At 53.4% G+C, this 21,898-nt stretch carries 21 protein-coding genes; 10 read left to right on the forward strand and 11 right to left on the reverse strand.

What is annotated here, in order from left to right:
• Positions 1 to 627 precede the first annotated feature (627 nt).
• Genes APR53_00655 through APR53_00665 form a run of 3 tightly spaced genes read right to left on the reverse strand, consistent with a single transcriptional unit; the run spans position 628 to position 5,391 of the window.
• A complete protein-coding gene (locus APR53_00655) occupies positions 628 to 1,356 on the reverse strand; it encodes a chromosome segregation protein ScpA (protein KQC03780.1) in 729 nt (242 codons plus the stop codon).
• Positions 1,349 to 4,792 (reverse strand): chromosome segregation protein SMC, encoded by a 3,444-nt coding sequence (locus APR53_00660; GenBank protein KQC03781.1) that lies wholly within the window; start codon positions 4,790 to 4,792, stop codon positions 1,349 to 1,351. Before APR53_00660 ends, APR53_00655 begins: the two co-directional genes overlap by 8 nt.
• A gap of 11 nt (positions 4,793 to 4,803) precedes the next feature.
• Positions 4,804 to 5,391 carry a hypothetical protein gene (locus APR53_00665; GenBank protein KQC03782.1) on the reverse strand — a complete coding sequence of 196 codons (588 nt, stop codon included), beginning with the start codon at positions 5,389 to 5,391 and terminating at the stop codon, positions 4,804 to 4,806.
• A 103-nt stretch (positions 5,392 to 5,494) separates the two neighbouring features.
• Between APR53_00665 and APR53_00670 the strand changes: the two genes are divergently transcribed.
• The 4 genes from APR53_00670 to APR53_00685 are packed head-to-tail and all read left to right on the forward strand — an operon-like array spanning position 5,495 to position 9,157.
• Entirely contained in the window at positions 5,495 to 6,739 is a 1,245-nt protein-coding gene (locus APR53_00670; protein ID KQC03783.1) for a serine hydroxymethyltransferase, read from the forward strand.
• Positions 6,736 to 7,581, forward strand: coding sequence for a bifunctional 5,10-methylene-tetrahydrofolate dehydrogenase/5,10-methylene-tetrahydrofolate cyclohydrolase (locus APR53_00675; GenBank protein ID KQC03784.1), 846 nt, complete (start codon positions 6,736 to 6,738; stop codon positions 7,579 to 7,581). The genes APR53_00670 and APR53_00675 overlap by 4 nt, the downstream gene beginning before the upstream one ends.
• Positions 7,563 to 8,375: a dihydropteroate synthase gene (locus APR53_00680; GenBank protein ID KQC03785.1), complete on the forward strand. Its 813-nt coding sequence runs from the start codon at positions 7,563 to 7,565 to the stop codon at positions 8,373 to 8,375. Before APR53_00675 ends, APR53_00680 begins: the two co-directional genes overlap by 19 nt.
• Positions 8,372 to 9,157 (forward strand): F420-dependent oxidoreductase, encoded by a 786-nt coding sequence (locus APR53_00685; GenBank protein ID KQC03786.1) that lies wholly within the window; start codon positions 8,372 to 8,374, stop codon positions 9,155 to 9,157. The genes APR53_00680 and APR53_00685 overlap by 4 nt, the downstream gene beginning before the upstream one ends.
• Here the strand turns inward: APR53_00685 and APR53_00690 are convergent.
• Both APR53_00690 and APR53_00695 read right to left on the reverse strand, forming a co-directional pair.
• On the reverse strand, positions 9,095 to 9,736 hold the full coding sequence (locus tag APR53_00690; GenBank protein ID KQC03787.1) for a 2-phospho-L-lactate guanylyltransferase: 642 nt from the start codon (positions 9,734 to 9,736) through the stop codon (positions 9,095 to 9,097). The two genes, APR53_00685 and APR53_00690, sit on opposite strands and share 63 nt — an antisense overlap.
• 66 nt (positions 9,737 to 9,802) lie before the next feature.
• Positions 9,803 to 10,273, reverse strand: coding sequence for a hypothetical protein (locus APR53_00695; GenBank protein ID KQC03788.1), 471 nt, complete (start codon positions 10,271 to 10,273; stop codon positions 9,803 to 9,805).
• 115 nt (positions 10,274 to 10,388) lie between these two features.
• Between APR53_00695 and cofG the strand changes: the two genes are divergently transcribed.
• From cofG to APR53_00720, 5 genes are read left to right on the forward strand one after another with little or no spacing between them, the layout of a single operon-like run.
• Positions 10,389 to 11,366: an FO synthase subunit 1 gene (gene cofG, locus APR53_00700; GenBank protein ID KQC03789.1), complete on the forward strand. Its 978-nt coding sequence runs from the start codon at positions 10,389 to 10,391 to the stop codon at positions 11,364 to 11,366.
• Between the two features lie 2 nt (positions 11,367 to 11,368).
• Positions 11,369 to 12,091, forward strand: coding sequence for a phosphoribosylaminoimidazole-succinocarboxamide synthase (locus APR53_00705; protein KQC03790.1), 723 nt, complete (start codon positions 11,369 to 11,371; stop codon positions 12,089 to 12,091).
• Positions 12,091 to 12,336 carry a phosphoribosylformylglycinamidine synthase gene (locus APR53_00710; protein ID KQC03791.1) on the forward strand — a complete coding sequence of 82 codons (246 nt, stop codon included), beginning with the start codon at positions 12,091 to 12,093 and terminating at the stop codon, positions 12,334 to 12,336. Before APR53_00705 ends, APR53_00710 begins: the two co-directional genes overlap by 1 nt.
• On the forward strand, positions 12,333 to 13,058 hold the full coding sequence (locus tag APR53_00715; GenBank protein KQC03792.1) for a phosphoribosylformylglycinamidine synthase: 726 nt from the start codon (positions 12,333 to 12,335) through the stop codon (positions 13,056 to 13,058). Before APR53_00710 ends, APR53_00715 begins: the two co-directional genes overlap by 4 nt.
• Positions 13,055 to 13,345, forward strand: a complete 291-nt coding sequence (locus tag APR53_00720; GenBank protein ID KQC03793.1) for a ferredoxin thioredoxin reductase — start codon at positions 13,055 to 13,057, stop codon at positions 13,343 to 13,345. Before APR53_00715 ends, APR53_00720 begins: the two co-directional genes overlap by 4 nt.
• A gap of 69 nt (positions 13,346 to 13,414) precedes the next feature.
• Here the strand turns inward: APR53_00720 and APR53_00725 are convergent, their stop codons facing one another.
• The 6 genes from APR53_00725 to APR53_00750 are packed head-to-tail and all read right to left on the reverse strand — an operon-like array spanning position 13,415 to position 20,038.
• Positions 13,415 to 14,587: an MFS transporter gene (locus APR53_00725; protein KQC03794.1), complete on the reverse strand. Its 1,173-nt coding sequence runs from the start codon at positions 14,585 to 14,587 to the stop codon at positions 13,415 to 13,417.
• 4 nt (positions 14,588 to 14,591) lie between these two features.
• Positions 14,592 to 15,209 (reverse strand): methyltransferase, encoded by a 618-nt coding sequence (locus APR53_00730; GenBank protein ID KQC03795.1) that lies wholly within the window; start codon positions 15,207 to 15,209, stop codon positions 14,592 to 14,594.
• A 1-nt stretch (position 15,210) separates the two neighbouring features.
• The gene (locus APR53_00735) at positions 15,211 to 16,158 is read right to left on the reverse strand and encodes a diphthamide biosynthesis protein (GenBank protein KQC03796.1); all 948 of its coding nucleotides are present in this window, start codon (positions 16,156 to 16,158) and stop codon (positions 15,211 to 15,213) included.
• Positions 16,136 to 16,687 (reverse strand): adenine phosphoribosyltransferase, encoded by a 552-nt coding sequence (locus tag APR53_00740; GenBank protein ID KQC03797.1) that lies wholly within the window; start codon positions 16,685 to 16,687, stop codon positions 16,136 to 16,138. The genes APR53_00735 and APR53_00740 overlap by 23 nt, the downstream gene beginning before the upstream one ends.
• A complete protein-coding gene (locus tag APR53_00745; protein KQC03798.1) occupies positions 16,672 to 17,778 on the reverse strand; it encodes a tyrosine decarboxylase MnfA in 1,107 nt (368 codons plus the stop codon). The genes APR53_00740 and APR53_00745 overlap by 16 nt, the downstream gene beginning before the upstream one ends.
• Positions 17,771 to 20,038, reverse strand: coding sequence for a phosphoenolpyruvate synthase (locus tag APR53_00750; GenBank protein KQC03799.1), 2,268 nt, complete (start codon positions 20,036 to 20,038; stop codon positions 17,771 to 17,773). Before APR53_00750 ends, APR53_00745 begins: the two co-directional genes overlap by 8 nt.
• A 108-nt stretch (positions 20,039 to 20,146) precedes the next feature.
• On the opposite strand from APR53_00750, the gene APR53_00755 reads away from it, so the two are divergent.
• On the forward strand, positions 20,147 to 21,733 hold the full coding sequence (locus tag APR53_00755) for a D-3-phosphoglycerate dehydrogenase (GenBank protein ID KQC03800.1): 1,587 nt from the start codon (positions 20,147 to 20,149) through the stop codon (positions 21,731 to 21,733).
• Positions 21,734 to 21,898: the final 165 nt, after the last annotated feature.

Genomic DNA, 21,898 nt, shown 5'->3' on the forward strand with positions numbered 1-21,898 from the left:
CCGATAGCAGTGACCTCTGGCAGGATCAACCAGAATTTTTTTTGAAGAAGTACTCTACAGACACACGGTCTGCAGTCTTCGGCACACAGTATCGGTTTTTTTCAAAGGAATTTGGCGGTTACTAAATAGATTTCCGCATTGCCAAGTGCCAACGTCAGAACCAACGCCCCCACCCGGGCGATTTTGGTTCTCCATCACGAATCAGAGGAATAATGTATGTATCGAGGGTATTTATACCCTGTTGTTTCTTCCTCGTGTGAAGCCGGGAGCCGGACGGTTCACCGCCCGATTCACCTGATCCACCTCTGTCCTCACAGGGGATCTATGTTGGTCCGGACCGGTATTAAACCTTGCCCGGACTGACCCCCGGCCCGGCGGCACGCGGCCACCGGATAGATCGACCTTACTATGTAGGGGGGGGTAGTACATAAAGGTAATGAATAAAAAATCCCCTGCACCCTGAGAAACATACCCCGCTGCCGTCGGCAGCTAATGAAAACGCTCGGATTGCGCCCGGATTATAGCTGGCCATGAAAACGCGCACATCAGGAGCATTTCGGCAGGGGTGCGTCGTGCCCAAAACGGCGGTCAGGCGATGTCTGAGCTCCCCCGTTCTCACCATACATATTATTCCGAAGCAGATCCGTCATCATGGAACTGCGTGATGATAATATCCCCGAAGAACTCTTCCTGCCGAAGCGCAAGTTTTCCATCAATCATCAGAAACAGGAGAGGGATGTATACTTCACGTATTCCGCACTCCATCTCGGTACAGAGATCGGCAAGAGTGACAACATCCTGCTCCTCCTTCGCCCTCTCAAAACAGGAGAGGACTGAAGACGCGGAATCCTGAAAATCCTCCTCATGAGCAATGTTCACGACATCATCCGCCTCAATGAAGAGGAGGGGAACAGCTTTCCGCCGCCGGTGTCTGCGTCGCTCCTCCTTCTCCGCCGTTTTCAACTGTTTAATCAGCTCATAGAGGGTAACCGGCCGTGCGCGCTGCTTTTTTCTCCCAATCCTTCGCTGGATTTCCCGTTCGAGACGCTCTATCGGTTCAGACACGTCGTCAAAATCATAATTCCCGTCGAGACCGATATCATCGGTAAATTCATCAATTTCTTCGGAAAAATCGCCCTCATCACTGAATTCAGCTTCCTCAAGATATTCCGACTTCATTCGAAGGAGCGTTGCGGCAAAAAAAAGAGTTCTCCCGGATATGCGGAGATCCAGTTCCTTCAGGCGTTCAAGTTCCGAAAGGAAACGATCCGTTATTTCGACGATATCAATATTCCAGGGATCAATTTCACCCCTTTCTGCCATTGAAACCAGGATTTCAACCGGTTCCTCATACATTGCTTTTTACACCGGTGACATATGTGCTCTTGTCAGGCCTGAGCGTCACCCCAACAATACGATCGGCCCGCTCGATGGTCGGGCGGCGGAGCGATACGATGATTGACTGTGCGTTATGGGAGAGCTCCTTGATGAGGTTGGCAATCCTCTCAACATTGGATGCATCGAGAAACATGTCAATCTCATCAAGTGCATAGAAAGGTGCGGGCATGAACTGCTGGATCGAGAAGATGAATGCAAGTGTCGTAAGCGATTTTTCACCACCCGAGAGAGAACTGAGCAGATGTACCTTTTTGTCACGCGGTTTGACAGCAAAGGTCATGCCGCCATTGAAAGGGTCCTCCTCATTGTCCAGTATCAGGTTGCCGCTTCCGCTTGTAAGGCGGGCAAATATCGATCGGAAATTTTCGTCAATTGCATGATAAGACTCCATAAACGTGTCGAATTTCAGCTTTTCAAACCTCTCGATACGTTCGATGAGCAGAGTACGCTCGCGTGAAAGGACCTCTTTTTTCTCAGTCCGGTCATCGACCCGTTTCTCCACCCTCTCGAATTCTTCAATGGCAAGCATATTGACGGCACCGATTGATTTCAGGGAGCGCTCGGCCCCGGCAATTCCCTTTTCAATCTCAGCAAGCGAGAGATCGGTCTCATGATCCCCGGTTTCCAGTCTGAGCGCCTCAATTTCTCCGGAGAGACTTTCTTCCCGCTGGCGAAGCGAGGATATCTGAAGGCGTATCCGATCAATGGCACTGTCGCACTCGATTGTTCCCTTCTCTGTCGCCGCAATCTCGTGGTTCAAACCATCGCGCGCCGTGCGCAGAGTCTCAAGTTCGTCCGAAAAGGTCGATTGCCGTGCTTCCAGCGCCTCAATACGCGCCCTGCTCCCTTCAATCTCAGATTCGGACGTGTTCACATCAGCATCGATTGTGCTGTTTCCGCGCTCCATCTTTTCGCGTTCAGCTTCGAGTTCCTCGAGGCGTTTTGTAAAATACTGCCTCTCGCGCTGCGCATCAGCGATATCCGAATCTTTATTCCGGAGACGGCGCTCCTGCTCGGCGATTTCTTTACTCATTCTGCTCATTTTTTCTGACAGCGCCGGAATTCCCGTTTCTTCGAGCCGTGCCTTCAGCCGGTCGATTTCACCGCCGATTGACGATATTTCCTGCGATACAGTTTCTATCTCGGCTTCGATCGAAGCAAGATGTGCGGAGCCCTCCCCGACCTCCCGCTCCATCGCCTCCAGCGATGCACGGATTTGATCGCGCTCCTCGGATATATCGGTATTTCGCTTGGTAAATTCCCCGATAAGCATCTGGTACCGGGCAATCTGCTCTTCTATACCTGAGCGCTGTCGCCGCATCTCCTCCCCTTTGGTCGTCAGCCGGGATATGGCAAGTTCGAGATCCGACGCTTCCGACTCCATTCCTGCCAGCTCATGGCGAAGGCGGTTGATTTCGTCATCAGCGGCGATACCAAACCCGAGAGTCTGTTTCTGCTGCCGGGATCCGCCGGTCATCGCACCGCTCTTTTCAAGAAGTTCGCCATCCACGGTCACCATCCTGTACTTGCCCATCATCTTTCGGGCGTGTTCCATGGTGTCGATGATAACAGTCGCACCGAACACAAGGCGGAATACCGGGTCGAAGAGCGGATCATAATCCAGCAGATTCACAGCATAATCAATAACGTTACGATCCCTCAACGGAGGTATCTCAGGTGATTTCAATTTATTCAGGGGAAGAAACGTCAATCTTCCCAGGCGGTTGTCCCTGAGATACCGGATTGCATCTGCCGCAACCGCATCGTTTTCGACCACAACATACCGGAGGCGCCCCCCTGCCGCCACGTCAAGTGCCTGAGTATAATCCGGAGGCGCCCGCCCGAGCTGGGCAACAGTCCCGTACACGCCGTCCATGCCTAAAATGGCCTCCATAACCTTACCCCCGGCGCCACCCGCCGCGTGCTGCTGTGCATCAAGACGCATCACTGCCTGTTCATACGACTTGATATCCTTCCGGAGGGTTTCGAGGGACGAGCGGTAGGAAAACATGCTGCTCTCAGTTTCCGACAAATCGCGCTCAATAGCCTCTTTTTCCGCATTAAGGCGTGCAATACAGGCATCGTATTCTCCAATCTGCCCGTCCTTCTCGGCGATTTCCCTATTGATCTGTGCAAGACGGACGGAAATCCGTTCCTTTTCGGATGAGCGGAGGCGGCTGCGCTCAATGAGCATATCCTGCTTGTGAAGATAATCGCCCCTGATACCTTTTTGCTCCTCGACACGGTTCATCAGACTAAAAAGCTGCTCTTTCGCCGCTGCGACATCGTCATTTTCGACACTGAGGGATCGTTCGACAGATTCCAGATCGGCACGTTGCCCGGCAAGTTCCATCGCGATATTTGAACGGTCAATCGAGAGGGAGCGCACCGCATCGGAGAGTTCGCCGACACGAGTTTCAGCACGTTTCGCATCCATATAGATCTTTTTAATCTTTTCGAGATTCGAGTCTTTTTCATGTTTTAAGCGAGATATTGTCTGTTCTGCAAGCTTAATCGCACTCTTAGCCTCTTCAAGATCCGACAGCAACGCGAGGTATTCTGTGCCACTTTTTTCATTGATCTGGCGTTCAATGTCCCGGATTGCTTCTGAAAGGCGCTCTATCTCCTGACGGCATTCAGCACGCCGCTGTTCAATCGTTCCGATTTCCACGGTCTGTTCTGCAACCATTTGCCTGAGCGTATCAAGCTCCCGGATTCTGTCCCTGAGTTGAGCGGCCGAAAGGCATCCCTGATAATATTCCAGCTGCTCCTGCCAGTGGCGGTACTGAAGCGCCTGTTCCCGTTCCGACTTGAGATCCTCAAGACGTGCGGTCAGTTCGCGCAGGAGAAGTTCTTCCCGTTCGATACGTTCCCGAACCACTTCAAGTTCGGCAAGCGACTGCCCTTTTTTCTTATCAAATTCAGCAACACCGGCGATTTCATCAACAATTTTCCGGCGTTCCGTATCGCTCATCTCCATTATCCGGGTGATATCACCCTGCATGACGACATTATACCCTTCAGGCTTGATTCCATGGCGGGCAAGGAACTCAAGAACGTCACCCTGCTTGCACAGTCGATCATTGAGGTAATTATAACTGTAATAACCGTGTCCGGTACGTTTGATACGACGGCGAATCCGGGTTCCGTCGGAGAATGTAATCGTCACTTCCGCAGTATTTTTGCCCGTATTTAAATTTATCAAATCAGTCAGCTTTTCCGCCCGGAGCCCACGGGCACCCGACAATGCAAGGCAAAACAGAATACAGTCGATAATATTACTTTTGCCCGAGCCATTCGGTCCGGATATAACGGTGAAACCTTCAAAAAACGGTATTTTAGTCTTCTTTCCAAAAGACTTGAAATTATCGATCTCCAGCTGGGTGATATGCAAAGACCGGGCTCCTACTCCTTTTTGCGTTTGATTTCCACAGTATCTTTGTCATCCGCATAAATAAGAGGTTTGCTTTCTTTCTTTTCCTGTTCTTTAATATCCCCTTTTCGTCCCGACGTCTTTTTCCGGGGAATGCCCCGGGATCCTGCCACGATCATATCCTCCGATTGCCTCGGTTCGGGCTTCAGAGTACCGTCGGTCTGCATAATGAGAACTTCACCGCTCTTCCGCCCCTGGGTGCCGGACATATGAGGTTCCTGAAAAGGTTTTTTCGGAACACTGCTCTCGACCTTGGCGGCTTTTTCGCGCGGAGTCCGGGCACTCTGGAGGATATCGGGTGCCTGCGGGCGCGGTGTCTTTTCCATGCGCCCTTCCTGCTGCTGCATAATTTTTCGGACAATTGCCTTGAGATCGAGAAGCTCCTCTTTTAAGCCCTCCACCAGGCTTTCAAGCTGTATGATTTTCTTTTCAAGTGTTCGGATACGCTCGGGTTCGTCGGTATTCCGGATTGGACCAGCTTCTTTCAGCATGCTAATCTCCCTTTCTTTTTCCTCAATAATATTCTCAAGAATTCTGATTCTTGCATCCTTTTGTGCCATTTTACTCTCTCAACGATAAAGATGCATCGGGTTGCCTAATAATCCTTCTGTTACCCATAGCCTGACGAAAAGATATTACCTTTTCGCACAAATCTCTTTGCACATGTCATATCTGGCTGACTTTGATCCAGAAATTGCCGGTTTAATCGAGAAAGAGCGCCTTCGACAGGTGAACGGCCTCGAACTGATCGCGTCAGAAAACGTCGTCAGCAGGGCAGTTCTCGAAGCGATGGGGTCCGTAATGACCAATAAATATGCCGAAGGGTACCCGGGAAAACGGTACTATGGCGGATGTGAATATCATGATATCGTAGAGAATATTGCGCGAGACCGTATGTGTACCCTTTTTGGAGCGGAGCATGCAAATGTCCAGCCCCACTCGGGCAGCCAGGCAAACCAGGCCGTATATTTTGCATACCTCGGCCATAAGGATAAAATCCTGAGCCAGGATCTTGCACAGGGCGGACACCTTTCTCATGGATCACCGGTTAACATCACCGGGAAATGGTACAGCATCACCCATTATGGCGTCGACAAGGATACCGAGATGCTTGATTACGCAGCAATTGAGGAAATAGCCCGGAAAGAACGCCCGAAGATGATCGTCTGCGGGGCAAGCGCCTACCCCCGTGAAATTGACTTTAAAGTGTTTCAGGAGATTGCTGACGGCATCGATGCCTATTGTATGGCCGATATCGCCCACATCGCCGGCCTTTGCGCGACCGGTCAGCACAAGACTTCTGTCGGTGTCACGAACTTCACCACGACAACGACCCACAAAACACTTCGCGGACCCCGCGGCGGTGCGATCATGTGCAACAAAGAATATGCACAGGATATCGATAGAAGCGTATTCCCCGGGATGCAGGGCGGTCCGCTCATGCACACCATCACGGCAAAGGCGGTCTGCTTCAAAGAGGCACTCCACCCCGCCTTTACGGAGTACTGCCGGCAGGTAGTGAAAAATTCCCGGGCCATGGCAGGGGCGCTCGAGGAAGCTGACTTCGACCTTGTTTCGGGAGGTACGGACAACCATCTTATTCTGCTGGATCTGACGAATATGGGAATAACGGGGCTCGAAGCGGAAAACACACTGGGAAAGGCAGGGATTACGGTAAATAAAAACACCATTCCGCGGGAAACCCGAAGTCCCTTTGTGACAAGCGGTCTCCGAATCGGTACACCGGCCGTGACATCACGGGGCATGAAAGAGGACGAGATGATACGGATCGGGGAGTGGATTAGCCGCGTTCTGAAGGATATCACCGACACGTCCGCGATAACACAGGTGCAGGAAGAAGTTCGGACACTCGCAAGCGGATTCCCGCTCTATCCCGAAATCACATGATTCTCGACGGAAAAAAACTCTCGGAAAAACGCCTTGAAATCCTCAAGGAGCATATCGATGAGTCAGGGCTGTATCCCCGTCTTGCCACGGTGATCGTGGGTGACGATCCCGCATCGCGGATGTATGTCCGCATGAAACACCGTGCATGCGAGAAGGTGGGGATCGGATCAATCGGTGTGGAGCTCCCGGTTGATGTTACGACGGAAGCCGTTGTGGAGAATGTCACACGGTTAAACGCGGATCCGCTCATCAGCGGAATTCTCGTGCAGCTCCCTCTTCCGGCCGGAATCAATACGGAACGAGTGATCGAGGCAGTCTCGCCGGAAAAGGACGCAGACGGATTTCACCCGGTAAATCTCGGCAGCCTCTTTTCAGGGCGGCCGCGATTCGTACCCTGCACACCGGGCGGTATTATGACCATGCTTTCGGAGTATGGCTTTGAGTGCGAGGGACAACGTGCCGTGGTCGTGGGAAGAAGCATTGACGTCGGGCGGCCGATGGCTGCTCTGCTTCTTAATGCCGATGCAACCGTGACAATCTGTCATTCGAAAACGAAAAATCTCGCCGAAGAGATGAGGGCAGCCGATATTCTCGTCAGTGCCGTGGGCAGGGCACGGTTCGTCACGGCGGATATGGTGAAGGACAATGCAGTTGTCATCGATGTCGGCATCAACCGTGATGCGGACGGTAGACTCTGCGGCGACGTGGACTATGATGCCGTCATGAAAAAAGCAGCCGCAGTAACCCCGGTGCCGGGCGGCGTCGGCCCGATGACCATTGCAACGCTGATGGAGAACACCTTTAAGGCAGCCAGGTTGTTGGCATGCAATCCTGTCGTATAGGCGGACTGGCTGTAGGCGGTGATGCTCCCGTCCGCCTTATGGGCGTGATAAACTGCAGCCCGGAATCATTTTATTCCGGCTCCTACGTCAGACCCTCCGATGTACTGGATTGCGCACGGACATTTGTTCGCGAAGGTGCGGAGATCATAGATATCGGTGCCCGCAGTACAGCGCCGCGTACACCGCCCATCTCTGTTCCCACCGAAAAGGAACGCATTATTGTGGCTCTGAAATCACTTGAGGGGACCGGGATCCGAATCTCGGTGGATACGATGCACCCCTCCGTTCTTGAAGCATGTACGCGGTACGACATCGCTGCGGTTAATGACATCTCAGGGCTCGCCAACCCCGCATTTGCCGCTAACGTTGCGGACACCGGCCTTCCTGCAATCTGCATGGCGACGTTTCGTGAACCGGGAGATGCCGTGGGGCAGGATGAAACAATGAATGCCCTTGGAAACGTGCTTTCCCGCGCCGAACAGTACGGCATTCGTGATGTTGTCCTTGATCCCGGCATCGGCAGGTGGACCGCGGCACGGACCGTTTCAGATGACTGGGATCTCTGCCGAAATTTTTACCGTTTTCGGGAGCTCAACAGGCCTCTGCTGGCCGCAGTTTCACGAAAAACATTTCTCGGCGAGCTCCTCAACCGGCAGCCCGCCGACCGTCTTGCCGGATCACTTGCCGTTACCTACAGCCTGCTCGAACAGGGGGCGGCCATGGTACGCGCTCATGACGTCCCGGAAACCAGGGATATCATTAGAGTATACGAAATGATGAGAGGAGTGCGATGAACGAATCATTCTGCGTATACGGCCTGAAAACACGGGTAATCGGCGTGAATGACGACCTGGCTTCCGAATGCATCACTGCAGCGATGGCTATCGGAGGCTTTGAAGACGGGGATATTCTCGTCATCGCAGAGAATGCAGTTGCCACCGCGGAAGGAAACATTGTCGTCCTGAAGGACATCACGCCGTCTCAGGAGGCACGCTCGCTCGCCGAACGGTATTCAATGGATGCAGGCGTGGTAGAGGCTGTTCTCCGTGAAAGCGATGAGGTTGTGGGGGGGATCCGGGGATTTCTCCTCTGCATGAAAAACGGAACGCTGCTCCCGAACGCAGGCATTGACGGATCGAATGCACCGCCGGGCACTCTTGTGAAACTTCCGGAAAATTCCGATGCGAGTGCCTGTGCTATACGCCGCACCCTGAAGGAACGTACAGGGGCTTCCGTTGCGGTAATCATTGCAGATTCGAGAACGCATGCAATGCGCCTCGGATGCAGCGGAGTCGCGATCGGCTGTTCGGGGATCGAAGCAGTCCTTGATGACCGGGGCAGACCGGATCTGTTCGGCCGTGCTCTTGAAGTCACCAAACGCGCCGTCGCGGACAATATTGCCTCCGCAGCCGAACTGGTTATGGGAGAAGCGGATGAATGCATTCCGGCAGCAGTCATCCGGGGCCTCGGATTGCCCCTGACGGAGGGGGTGGGAATCGAGAGTATCGAGCCCTCAGAGTGCCTCTTCATGGGTGTTGCGCTGCATGGCAACCCGTCCCTTTTCAATAGACAGTGAAAAACCGCAATCGGTGAGAAATTTTCTGCTTTTCTGCCTTCCATGCAGAAATATCTCCACGAGATCCTCTTTTTCATCCACATCCGTATGAAGACGGAACGAATCGACGATCTCGACCGTCAGACCTTTTTTTTCGGCAATCGCCATGTGGTCGAGAAAACTTGCGCCATAGTAATCCACATGGAAATCCCATGGGCGCCGGATGAACAGTGCATTCGTTCCTCCCCCGCGACCCGGTACGATCGCGAGATCGCACTGCGTGGAGATGAGTCGGTGTATTGATTCCGGGGAGGCCAGCGGAAGATCGGACATGATAATCAGCACCGGCTCCCGAAGCGTGGCGAGACATTCGTTAAGTGCTTCATTCAGTCCGAGGTCCTTGACAACCGTATCGGCGCGGGGATGGGTGAACGGGTGAGTACAGAGCAGGGTAATACGGCATCCTGCATCGCAGACTGCGGAAATAACGTCGTCAAGCATTACCCGGGCAAACGCTTCACGTTCCTCCCGGTTCATCATGCAGGAGAGTCTCGTTTTGGGATTTTCCGGCTTGAAGGGAATAATGGCCCGGACAAACATCTACAAGCGGTTGTTGTGGATGGACTAAAAATGCATCGTTCGGATACATTTCCCGCCGGAAAAGGGTCAATAGGATGGCCGGGTCGCCGCGACAAACACCGGGCCGCTATCGTCCTCCGGTTCCCAGTCCCATGTCGGAGCCGGCTGACCGGAACCCGTCATGCCCGAACCGGCACGCGCAGTGAGCACAATATCAAGATAGGTCGTTTCCCCCGTCCAGACCGTTTCATATATCGAATATCCCTCGTATCCGTCTTTTACCACCTCAATCCGATGGGAACCGGCGGTTAATTCGAGTATGATATCTCCGAATTCATCAGTCGATCCCCAATAGATGCCGTCAACGGAAATATGTGCTCCGGGAGGGAGCGTCCAGATCTGCAGATAGCCGTAGCCGGATGATGAATATCCCGGATTATATCCGCCGGGATCCGTATCATACGGCTCGTCTATGCATCCTGACGACAGGGTCAGTATCGCTGTGATGAGCATGAGAGAATATGCCATCCGGAATAACTGATCTCCCGTTACGTTCATGAAAATGAATTGGCTGGGAACGAGTAATATACATGCTGAAATGAGACAGGCACCGTGAGGGGGGGGTGGAGGATTTTTCCGAAAGTTGAAAAAGCTGGGATGCTGACATGTATACATGCACCGTCGCGTAATCACTTTTTCGCGAAATGTGTTTCTTCCCCTGACAACGGTGTGCCATAACAGATGCGCTTACTGCTGTTTCCGCACTCCGGCAAAGGAAGGGTGCATCATGCCGCAGGGTGAGGTCATCGGAACACTCAAACGAGGGGCGGCTCTGGGATGTACTGAGGCTTTGTTCACCTTCGGCGAACGGCCAGAACGTGAAGACGGTTTTAGAGACTATATACAGGCCGTCGGATATACAAACGTTCTGGAGTACTGCTATTCCATGTGTGAACAGAGCATAGCGATCGGAATTCTCCCCCACACAAATGCCGGCATCATGACCTATGATGAAATGGCGCACCTGCGGGAAGTGAACGCAAGCATGGGGCTCATGCTCGAAACCACAGCCGAACTGCCGGCACACCGCAATTCTCCGGGGAAACAACCCGAAGTGCGGATTGAGATGATCGAAAATGCCGGGCGCCTGAAAATACCCTTTACCACCGGCCTTCTTATCGGCATTGGCGAAAGAGCGAGAGATCGTGAAGAATCACTCGAGGTTATCGCCGATATTCACCATCGTTTCGGCCATATCCAGGAAGTAATTATCCAGAATTTCTGCCCGAAAGAGGGAACTCCGATGGAATATGCCCGGGTTCCGGATACTAACGAGTTCTGTGCGGTGATCCGGATGGCTCGTGAGATACTTCCTCACGATGTTGCCATCCAGATACCTCCCAACCTTGCAGATGCAGCCCGCCTAATCGATTGTGGTGTAAACGACCTCGGCGGTGTATCGCCCCTCACCATCGATTACGTCAACCCGGAGCACCCGTGGCCTGCGATCGACCGTCTTCATGAGGTCGTCGGAGACGCGGAATTACGTGAACGGCTTTGTATTTACCCGCAATTCATTGAAAAGGGGTGGTACCACCCAAACATCGAAGGACTTATCAAACAGCTCAGAGAAGTGATTCAGGAGAGATAGTCGTGAACCGAGGACAACTCCTCTATGCAGGCAAGGCAAAATCCGTCTACCGGTCAAATGTTACAGGGGAACTGATTGTGTCGTTCAGGGACGACATTACCGCCTTCGACGGAGGGAAAAAGGACGTTATCATCGGAAAAGGAGCGTTCAACGCACGAATATCCGCTTTCTTCTTTACATATCTTGAGGAGCATGGCATTCCAACGCATTTTATACGCATGATCGACGAACGGACAATGCTTGTCCGGGAACTTACCATGATCCCGCTTGAAGTCATCGTCCGTAACCGGGCAGCCGGATCGATTGTCCGGCGCTATCCGTTTCAGGAGGGACAGGTATTTGCAACGCCGGTCATCGTTATGGATTACAAGGACGATACGCGTCACGATCCGATGATCAACGATGATCTCATTTGCGCTCTCGGACTGCTCACCCGCGAAGAGATCCAGACAATCAGAAAACTTGCCCTGACGGTTAACAGGTATTTAACAGAACTTTTCAGTGATAAAGGCCTCGATCTCATCGATTTTAAGATAGAATTTGGACGATCGGGGGACTCAATCCTGCTCGCTGACGAGATTTCCATGGACTCGATGCGCCTCTGGGACAGGAAAACGGGTGCCTCCCTTGACAAGGATGTCTACCGGTTTGATAAGGGGGATGTGTTATCTGCTTACGCACAGGTAGTGAAAATGATAGTTCCGGAAGGATACGGGGGATTGTGATGAAATTTAACATAGATATTACCATCGGTCTGAAGGAGGGGATGCTGGATCCCGAGGCGCGGGCAATCCGTCACGCTCTTTCAAACCTCGGATTTTCTACAGACAATCTGAGTACAGCACGGGTTTTCCAGATAACACTTGATGCACCGGATAGTGATGCGGCACGCAGTCGTGCCGAAGAGATGTGCGCCCGCCTTCTCGCAAATCCGGTCATTCACCGGTATACAATCGAGGTCCGTTCATGAGATTTGCCGTCATCCAGTTTGGCGGAAGCAACTGTGACAGGGATGTCTGCCACGTACTCCGGGATGTCTGCGGTATTTCCGCGGACCTTGTCTGGTACAAGGAACGGCTTACCCGGCCGTACGATGCCATTGTCATCCCGGGAGGATTCTCCTATGGCGACTACCTTCGGGCTGGTGCGATCGCGGCACGCACGCCTGTCATGACAGACATCCTTTCGCATGCAAACGAAGGACGGCTTGTTCTCGGGATCTGCAACGGCGCACAAATAGGGGCTGAAAGTGGCATTGTTCCCGGCATATTCACCGTCAATGCATACCCGAAGTTCATATGCGAATGGACATACCTCAGGGTGGAGAATACCTCATCGCCTTTCACGGACGCATACCGCCGTGGCGAAGTGATTAGAATCCCTATTGCCCACAAGGAAGGACGATATGTCGCACCGCCGGAGACGCTCGAAACTCTCGAACGAAATAACCGTATCGCATTCAGGTTCTGCGATCAGTACGGAGTATGTACACCGGAGAGCAATCCAAACGGCTCGGCACGAAATATTACGGGGATCATTGGAACAGCGGACAACGTCCTTGTGATGATGCCTCATCCCGAACGTGCTGCTGAGGCGGTGCTGGGGTCTGATGACGGAAAAAAGCTGTTTGATTCGATGATTGATTCAATCGAAGCGGGACGGGTTCCCTCTTCCGAGCAGGTGAGAGCATGAGTGAAGATGACAAAGCACAGCAGGAACTGGAAGATGAAATCTATACATGGGCACAGGAATACGCACGAAAACACAACTGGGTTCTCAACCCTGATGAGAAACAGCTTAAGGCTGTGATCCGTGGACTCGCGCGAAACCGAATCCGGCATGGAGAACGGTACTGCCCCTGCCGGATCCGGAGCGGAGATCCCGCTGAGGACAGGGAGATTGTCTGCCCGTGCATCTTTCATGAGGATGAAGTACTCAACGACGGACACTGCCACTGCAATCTTTTTTTCGTTCCTTAAGAAATACCGGCAGAATAACCGTCAATTCACTGTTTTTTACCTGATAGTGGCCGTGGCTGCGTACATCATTCAGGACTTCTGATAATTCCGGTTCCGTAGTAGGCGGAGAGGATACGGTGCGAGAAGAAAAATCAGGAATGCTGCTGCTACAGGAAGAATCAAGAGTGTAAATCCCTGTTCGAGGCCAAGGGTATCGGCGAGAAGACCTGTTACGGCAACTCCCGCTCCACCTGTTCCAACAGCAAATCCGAGCATCAGGCCTGAGATAAGCCCGCTGTTTCCGGGGACCAGTTCGTGCGCCATCGCCAGCGTGACAGAAAATGTTGACCAGAGGAAGAAACCAAAGAGCAATAAAGCAATGTACGATATCAACCCGCTGCTCTGGAGAAAGATGAGGAAAAACGGTGCCGATGCTACAAGCCCGAAAAGCGTATACTCCTTTCGGCCGTACCGGTCGGACACTGTCCCTCCAAAAAGCTGCCCGAATACGCCGGCAAGCAGCATCAGGGAAACGAGCGTGTTTGCCGCTATCAGCGTCATGTCCCGTGCGATAAGGAGTGTAGGGAGGAATGCAATCGATCCGAAGATTGCCCAGGATCGGAACGCGGAGCCGGCAACGACAAGCACAATGGCAGACCTGACCGAAGAGCTTTTTAAAACTGATCCGGCACCGGTTTCGTCCCGCGGCGTCCATGTGGGCTGGGGAAGGAACAGCCTGAGGGCTGCAGCAGTGATCAGACCCGGAATAACAAGGAGGCAGATGCCCTGCAGGCCAAATAATCCGACAAGCGCACCGGCAACGACCGGCCCCACGGCAAACCCGAAATTGCCGCCAACCACAAAGTATGACGTGAGGCGCCCCCGGCTCTGATCTTCCACCAGTTTACTCACAGTCCCGAGCGCGGCGGGATGGAACAATGCGTGGCCGAGCCCTCCGAGAGCAGCGCACAGAAGAATGGCCCGGTAATCACTCAGGAGCCCGATCGATGAGATACAGACCGCGCTTAGAAGAATGCTTACGCTCACATTCACCGCTGTTCCGCGTGTATCATAGAGCCATCCGGTGAGAGGCTGAACAAAGGACGAGGTCAACTGAAACACCGTGATGAAGAGACCGGCCATCACATAGGAAAATCCATTCTGCAGGATGAGAAGCGGAAGGATCGCAGGAATAACAGGCGTATAAAGATCCGTCACCAGATGTGCAAAGGACAGGCCGAGTATGGGGCGTAGCGATGTCATGATTTCACCGTCGCTCGTTAATGATACGGACGATTTCAACCGGAATTTCCATCCGGTCGCGCGTATGATGTACAAAACTTCGCTTCATGGGGAATGAACATGCAATGGCTTCATCAACCGAGGCACGCCCCCGGATGTAAGCCTCAAGGAACGGCCGGGTGCCCGCGTTGAATATGCCGTACACGACGTGTGCGCATGCAAGTGCACGATCGATGAAAGGGCGATCGGCATGCCGTTTCTGGGCGCCGAAAGGGGGGTTCATGACAACGGTATTACATGGGCAGAAAAACGGAAAGAGCGTGTCATCACCGATGTCTCCGGCAATAAATGTCACGTCTGCGCCGAGAAGTACGGCGTTCTTCCGGGCTGTACTGATGGCGGCGGAATCGATGTCTACGCCTGCAACCTCGGCGGCACCGAGGAGCGATGCGCCGCATGCGAGAATTCCGGTTCCGCAGCCGAGATCGAGCACACGCTTTCCCCCGATATCTCCCTTCAGGTGTGCATGATAGAGAAGACGTGCCGCAATGACCGCTGGAGTGCCGTACTGCTCAAGCTGTGCACGCGGCTGGGTAAACCCCGCACACCGTTCAAGAGCCATTTCAAGGTGCCGCAGTTTCATGTCAGGACATCTCGTCAATCAGGTAATCATCCCAGGAACGAACACCGCACGCGATCTCGTACTCCGGCGGGCTCAGCACCGGGGCGGGAAATCGGATCTGGTCATCATATGCAATCCGGGGGCAGGCAGTGTTGACATAGCATGTGCAGCCAAGATTCTGGAGGGCATCCGGCGTGATTTCACGCAGTGTTATGAGAAAAGCCCGGGGTGAGAGAGACTCGAGTCTCCGTGCAAGATCAATGCGCTGCTGACCGCTTTTAAGGCTGACGAGGATCCCGACGGTCTCTGCATCACGGGCCTTTTCGATTCGTGCAAACCGCTTCCGCAACAGCCGCTCCGCATCAACGACACTCGCATGCCCCGTAAAGGGATCGAGTGCGATAACCCGCACACCGGTGGCCAGCTGAACGCCGAGCGGATGAAACATCCCCGTACCGACATAGAGGATTTCCGGAGCACCGGTCTGGCGTGCCGCAGCGAAGGAACAGCCGAGAATTTGACCGCGCATTGGCGTGCGGAGTCCGGGGCCGCCCACGCGGCATTCGATTCCGCGGGTTGCCAGAAAGGCTGCCATCTCATCAACAAGGTGGGCGTGCTGGATAGTCGTTACAAGACCCACGCACGTTCCGGTAAAAAGGGGCACCGCTTCCGCGAGAACGGCCGGATCGAAGGTGAAGGGCACGTACTCGTATATAACCCCGGGGCGGTCGTCGACAGGTGCGTGTCCGAAGTGAATCAGGACATCTGCCATCTCTTCGGTCTCGACAGCAAGATCACACGCACCGTAACAGGGATCACCGCTGATGATGACTTCAAACCCCGCATCCTTCAGATCCCGCGCCACATCACATGCCCGCCGCCGGAGCCCGTCGGGAAACTGGAGTGCGACCCGACGCGCACCCTGCTGACGGAGCCGCCCGATTACATCAGAAAGCGGTATTCCTGACATGCACGCCGGCACCGGTTACTTCGATCTCAACCAGATATTTATAGGGCCGTCCCAGCGACGGGTCGCCGCGTTTGATGACAACACAGACATCGGCAACCCTCGCCCCTTTCGTCTCGAGGGCCTCAAGAACCGACCGCACGGTTCCCCCGGTGGAGATCACATCGTCAATAACGACAACACAGTCACCGGATTCTACTCCGTTAAGATACAGTTCGCCCTTCGAGTAGCCCGTACTCTGGTGAATGGGGACTTCTCCGGGCAGCTGATACGGGCGTTTCCGGACAATCGTGATGGGGATATCGGTAACAAGAGACAGGGCAACCCCGATATGTATGCCCATGGCTTCCGCCACGACGATTTTGTCTACTCCTTCAAGATCCAGCATTCTGATAAATGATGCCGCCACCTCGCGAAGGAGAGCGGGCTCGACAAGGGGGACGCCGTCCGTAATCGGGTGGATGAAATAGTTATATTCACCCCGTTTTACAATCGGACATGTTTCAAGTGATTTTATTAATTTTTTGAGCATGCAAATTCACCTATATCCTCTAAAAATTCCTCGATTACGTCCCGGTGCACATGCGGCATGCAGACGATGCGCATGTGCCCGTGCCGGGTACGGGACACGAGCCATCCCGGAGGTGTTTCCGGACAGTCGAAGGCGGCGACGTTGACGTCGGGATACGCAGCGACAGGATAGCCCCAGGACTCCATCCCCTCGATCAGACGCCGGGTATTTTTCATGCACCCCGCAACAATTGAACGCATGCCTTCACGCCCGAGGTACTCGAGCACTGCGACGGCGCTTGCCACCGGGGCTCCGGAACGGGTGCCGCTGAGCGTACACGCATTCCTGACGGTGAGGTATGGCGTATCCACATTCAGCAGATGGAGGGTGGCATTATCGCGGGTCAGCAGGCACCCTGCAGGTATTGTGGAGAGTCCCATTTTATGGGGATCCACGGAAATGCTTGCGACACCGGGAAGTGCAAAATCAAAGGGATGAGGATTTTCGAGAAACGGCAGCACAAGCCCCCCGAAGGCTGCATCGACATGCAGGAATATCTCACGGTCGACAGCAATGTCCGAAAGCCCTGCGATGGGATCGACCATTCCGTATTCCGTCGTACCGGCAATCCCGACAATGCAGACAGTATTCTGATCTATCAGTTCCTGTGCGATGTCGAAATCCATGCGGTACGTTTCATCGCAGGGGACAGTCCGCATCTCCACCGATAGCATATCGCACGCCTTTTCAAATGAAAAATGTGCGGATTCCGGGATGATAACGTTCGGAGCATGAACATTTGCGTACCGTTTTGCAATCCTGAGCGCCTGGATGTTCGACTCTGTCCCCCCCGACGTGGCGTAGCCTGTGGCTTTGGGATGATGAAACAGGGCTCCGAGACGTCCAATTAGCAGCTCCTCAAGAGCGGCAGTGCCACAGAAAAGACCGGGATCGCCGAGATTTGTCTCAAGGAACATTACATGGGCTTTCGCCGCAATCGGATGCGGGATGCTGCACATCGAACTGAGGACATGATCATATCCCCTGTCCTCTTTTTTCTTCATCGAAAGAAAGGAAAACAGGGATTCTTCGGAACAGCCGTGTTCACGCATTGTGAGTTCTCGTAAAATCAAGGATGATGCGTTTTTCAGTTCGTGCCGCAGTTTCACGGATTTTTCCAACCGCATCGATATTCGCGGAGACGCTGGAGATGCCGTGTTCGATCAGCCACTCCACCATCGACGGATCGGAACCTGCCTGACCGCAGATCGAACATTCGACACCGTAATCCCGGCAGACTGCAATCGCATCGTCGATGAGCTTCAGGACGGCCGGATGACGCGGATTGTACATTTCTGTAATATTCTGGTTATTTCGGTCAATCGCCAGAGTATACTGGATGAGATCATTGGTTCCGAAGGACGCGAACGAAATGCCTGCCCGGCAGAAGTCCTCGATCATAATCGCGCTTGATGGAATCTCGATCATGATGCCGAGTGCCGTGTTCCCGACATCGACACCCCAGGAGCGAATCATCTCGCGGGCAAGGATAAACTCATCAGGATGGCTGACGAGCGGAAACATCAGGCCGAGGTTGTCGTACCCTTCTTTCCAGAGCCGCTTGAATGCCTCTATCTGAAGCTGGAACTGTTCGGGGCTCCGGATATCCCTGCGGATGCCACGCCACCCCAGCATCGGATTATGCTCCTCGGGTTCATCCTCACCGCCTTCCATATTCCGGAATTCATCGGTAGGTGCATCCAGCGTGCGTACCCATACGGGTTTGCCGGGGAAGGCGTCAAGCACCGTTTTAATGCCCGTGTAGAGTTCTTCGATGAATTCTATTTCGAGCCCGTTTTTGATGAACCAGCCCGGAGTTTTATTCATTCCGAGGATGAGGTGTTCAATGCGGAGCAGACCTACGCCGTCGGCACCGGTTGCCGCTGCGCGTGCCGCCGCCTCAGGCAGTGAGACGTTGACTTTGATGCTCGTCGCCGTGATGAGCGGCGCTGCCGATACCGACACTCCCTGCGGCGCGGCAGTGGCTTCCTTCACAACGGCGCCTTCATAAATCAGGCCTTTTTCACCGTCGACGGTAACCACCTGCCCCTGTTTCAGGGATATCGTGGCTTTCTTCGTTCCGACGACGGCAGGGGTACCCAGTTCACGGCTGACGATAGCGGCGTGGCAGGTCATACCGCCCTCATCAGTGATGATCGCAGCGACCTTCCGCATTGCAGGCACCATGTCAGGATTCGTCATCTTCGCGACCAGAATATCGCCTTCACGGACCTGCGCCGCATCCTTCATGGTTCGTACTATCACGACTTTTCCGGTCGCAATACCGGGGGATGCACCCTGCCCCTCAATGAGAATGCCACCCCGGATATCCGCCTTTGCCATGGTGTTTTTTGCACCGACAATCGTTGTGATCGGTCGCGACTGCAGAATATAGATCGTGTCGCCCACGATACTCCATTCAACATCCTGGGGTACATCGTAGTGGCTCTCGGCGACACTCCCGAAACGGGCAAGTTCGGCAATCTCCGTATCGGAAAGGACCGGGATATCCTGTCGTTCTGCAGGTACCGGAACCTCTTTTGTTCCATGGTCCCCCTCGGGAAGAATTTCGATCAGTTTATTTGCAATGTACCGGTCCACAACACGCCCCGTCCGGTGATCGAAGACATACTTGTCAGGTGATACGCTGCCGGAGACGACTGCCTCGCCAAGACCCCAGGAACCTTCGATAATCGTCGTGGATTCACCGGTAACGGGGTGAGAACTGAACATTACTCCCGCCTTTTCCGATCGGACGAGCTGCTGAACCACAACGGCGATATCGACATTGCGATCTTCGAAGCCCTGCTTTGCACGGTAATAGATTGCTCGTGCACCGTAGAGGGACGCCCAGCATTTGTGGACGGCTTCAATAAGGGCTTTAGTGCCTTTAATATTGAGGAAGGTATCCTGCTGACCGGCAAAACTCGCATCGGGAAGATCTTCGGCGGTTGCACTTGAACGGACTGCAACCACAAGGGATTTGCCCATTTTCCTGTATGCAGCGATAATATCCTTTTCTATAGCCTGAGGCATTTTAACACTTAAAACAAGTTTTTTCGCCTCATATGCTGCCTTTTCAAGTTTATCGGGATCTTCCACATCAAGATTTAAGAGCCCCTGAAACAACCGCTCTTCAATACCGGTCTCGATGAGAAAACGGCGAAAAGCCTGTGCAGTCACAACAAATGCACCGGGTACGGGCAATCCAATCGAGGCCATTTCACCCAGTGAAGCCCCTTTTCCACCAACGGATGAAATATCATCTTTTTTTATCTCTTCGAGCCAGAGAATATTGGGCACTTCGGTCATTTGGTCGCACCACCTATTTAATCAACCCTTTGACTTATTACCCTATTTATTTTCCGTAAAACACAAACCATGAATAGGGATCACGCGGATTGAATATGGGGTGTACCAGTGAGTTATCGAGTTCTTGTCAGTGATGAACTGGCAGAGGAAGGCATTGAGATTCTCCGGGGATTCTGCGACGTCGACGTAAAGACGAATCTCACGGAAGATGAACTGATCGCAATTATCGGAAATTATGACGCTCTGCTTGTCCGGAGCGGAACGCAGGTGACTGCCGGGGTCATCGAAGCCGCGAATAATATGAAATTCATCGGCCGCGCCGGTGCGGGAGTCGATAATATCGATCTGGATGCCGCAACCCGCCGGGGTATCATTGTCGCAAATGCACCCTCCGGCAATACACTTGCCGCGTGCGAGCATACGCTTGCCATGATGGCATCACTTGCACGGAACATTCCTCGGGCGAACGCATCGCTGAAGCGGGGAGAGTGGAAGCGTTCGGGATTCATGGGTGTTGAATTAAACGAAAAAACCCTTGGTGTTGTTGGTTTCGGGCGTATCGGCCAGGAACTCGCCCGCCGCGCCCTCGCGCTGGACATGAAGGTAATCGCCTACGATCCCTATATCAATATTGAGAAGGCAAGACAACTCGGAGCAGAGGTTGTTTCCCTCGATGAGCTCTTCCCGGCTGCAGATTTCATCACGGTGCACACTCCGCTCGTAAAAGAGACACGACATCTCATCAATGCAAAGACGATTGCCGCCATGAAAGATGGTGTGCGGATCATCAACTGCGCACGCGGCGGCATCATCGATGAAGCAGCCCTGTACGATGCCATAAAGGCAGGTAAAGTCGCCGGTGCCGCACTGGATGTCTTTGAGGAGGAACCGCCGCACGGCTCTCCCCTTTTAACGCTCGAGCAGGTTGTCGTTACACCTCACCTCGGTGCAAGTACGGTTGAAGCGCAACAGAATGTTGCGGTTTCGGTTGCTAAACAGTGCATTGAAGTGCTGAAAGGCGGATCTGCAAAATTTGTTGTGAATGCACCGATGATACCCGTCGAATTGCAGGAGCGTATCGAACCCTATGCAACACTCGCCGGAAAAATGGGAAAACTCCTGATACAGCTTGCAGAGGGGAGGTTGAAAGCGGTTGATATCGAATATGGTGGAAAGGCAGCAGACTTCGGACAAAATATAAAATACATCACCCGCATTGCGCTCAAAGGGCTTCTCGATCCGATCCTGCAGGCACCGGTAAACATCGTCAATGCGGAATTCATTGCCCGGGAACGGGGCATCAAAGTAAGCGAATCAATCACCGGCGAGTCGCTCGGGTTCACCAGTCTCGTAACGATTACGGTCACGACCGACACGATGACCGAGACCGTAAGCGGGAACGTCAGCGGGCCGAATAAACTCAGAATCGTAAAAATCGGGGATTATATGACAGATATGACACCTGGCGGCCATGTCGTCATATCCCGCCACCATGATGTCCCCGGTGTGATCGGGCGGTTTGCCACAACCCTCGGCCGATATAACATCAATATTGCCGGAATGCAGGTAGGGAGGAACCAGCCGGGGCAGGAGGCCATTATGGTCCTGAATGTCGACAGCGAGGTACCGGCAGAAGCCATGGAGGAAATCCGGACGTTTGAGGGGGTTTTCACCGCAAAATATGCCCATATCTGAAGCAGGCTTCCGGTCAATCCCCTGCATTCCGCAGTGATGGGGTAAACCGGTGGCAGGTCCGTTTTTCACCGGAGCAAAAGGAATTTTTTTTATAGATTGGAAAACCACAGTATAAAGCGTCACAACGAAGAGGGCTCGTGGTCTAGCTGGTTATGACGTCGCCTT

It is taken from the genome of Methanoculleus sp. SDB, assembly GCA_001412355.1.
Classification (GTDB): Archaea; Halobacteriota; Methanomicrobia; order Methanomicrobiales; family Methanomicrobiaceae; genus LKUD01.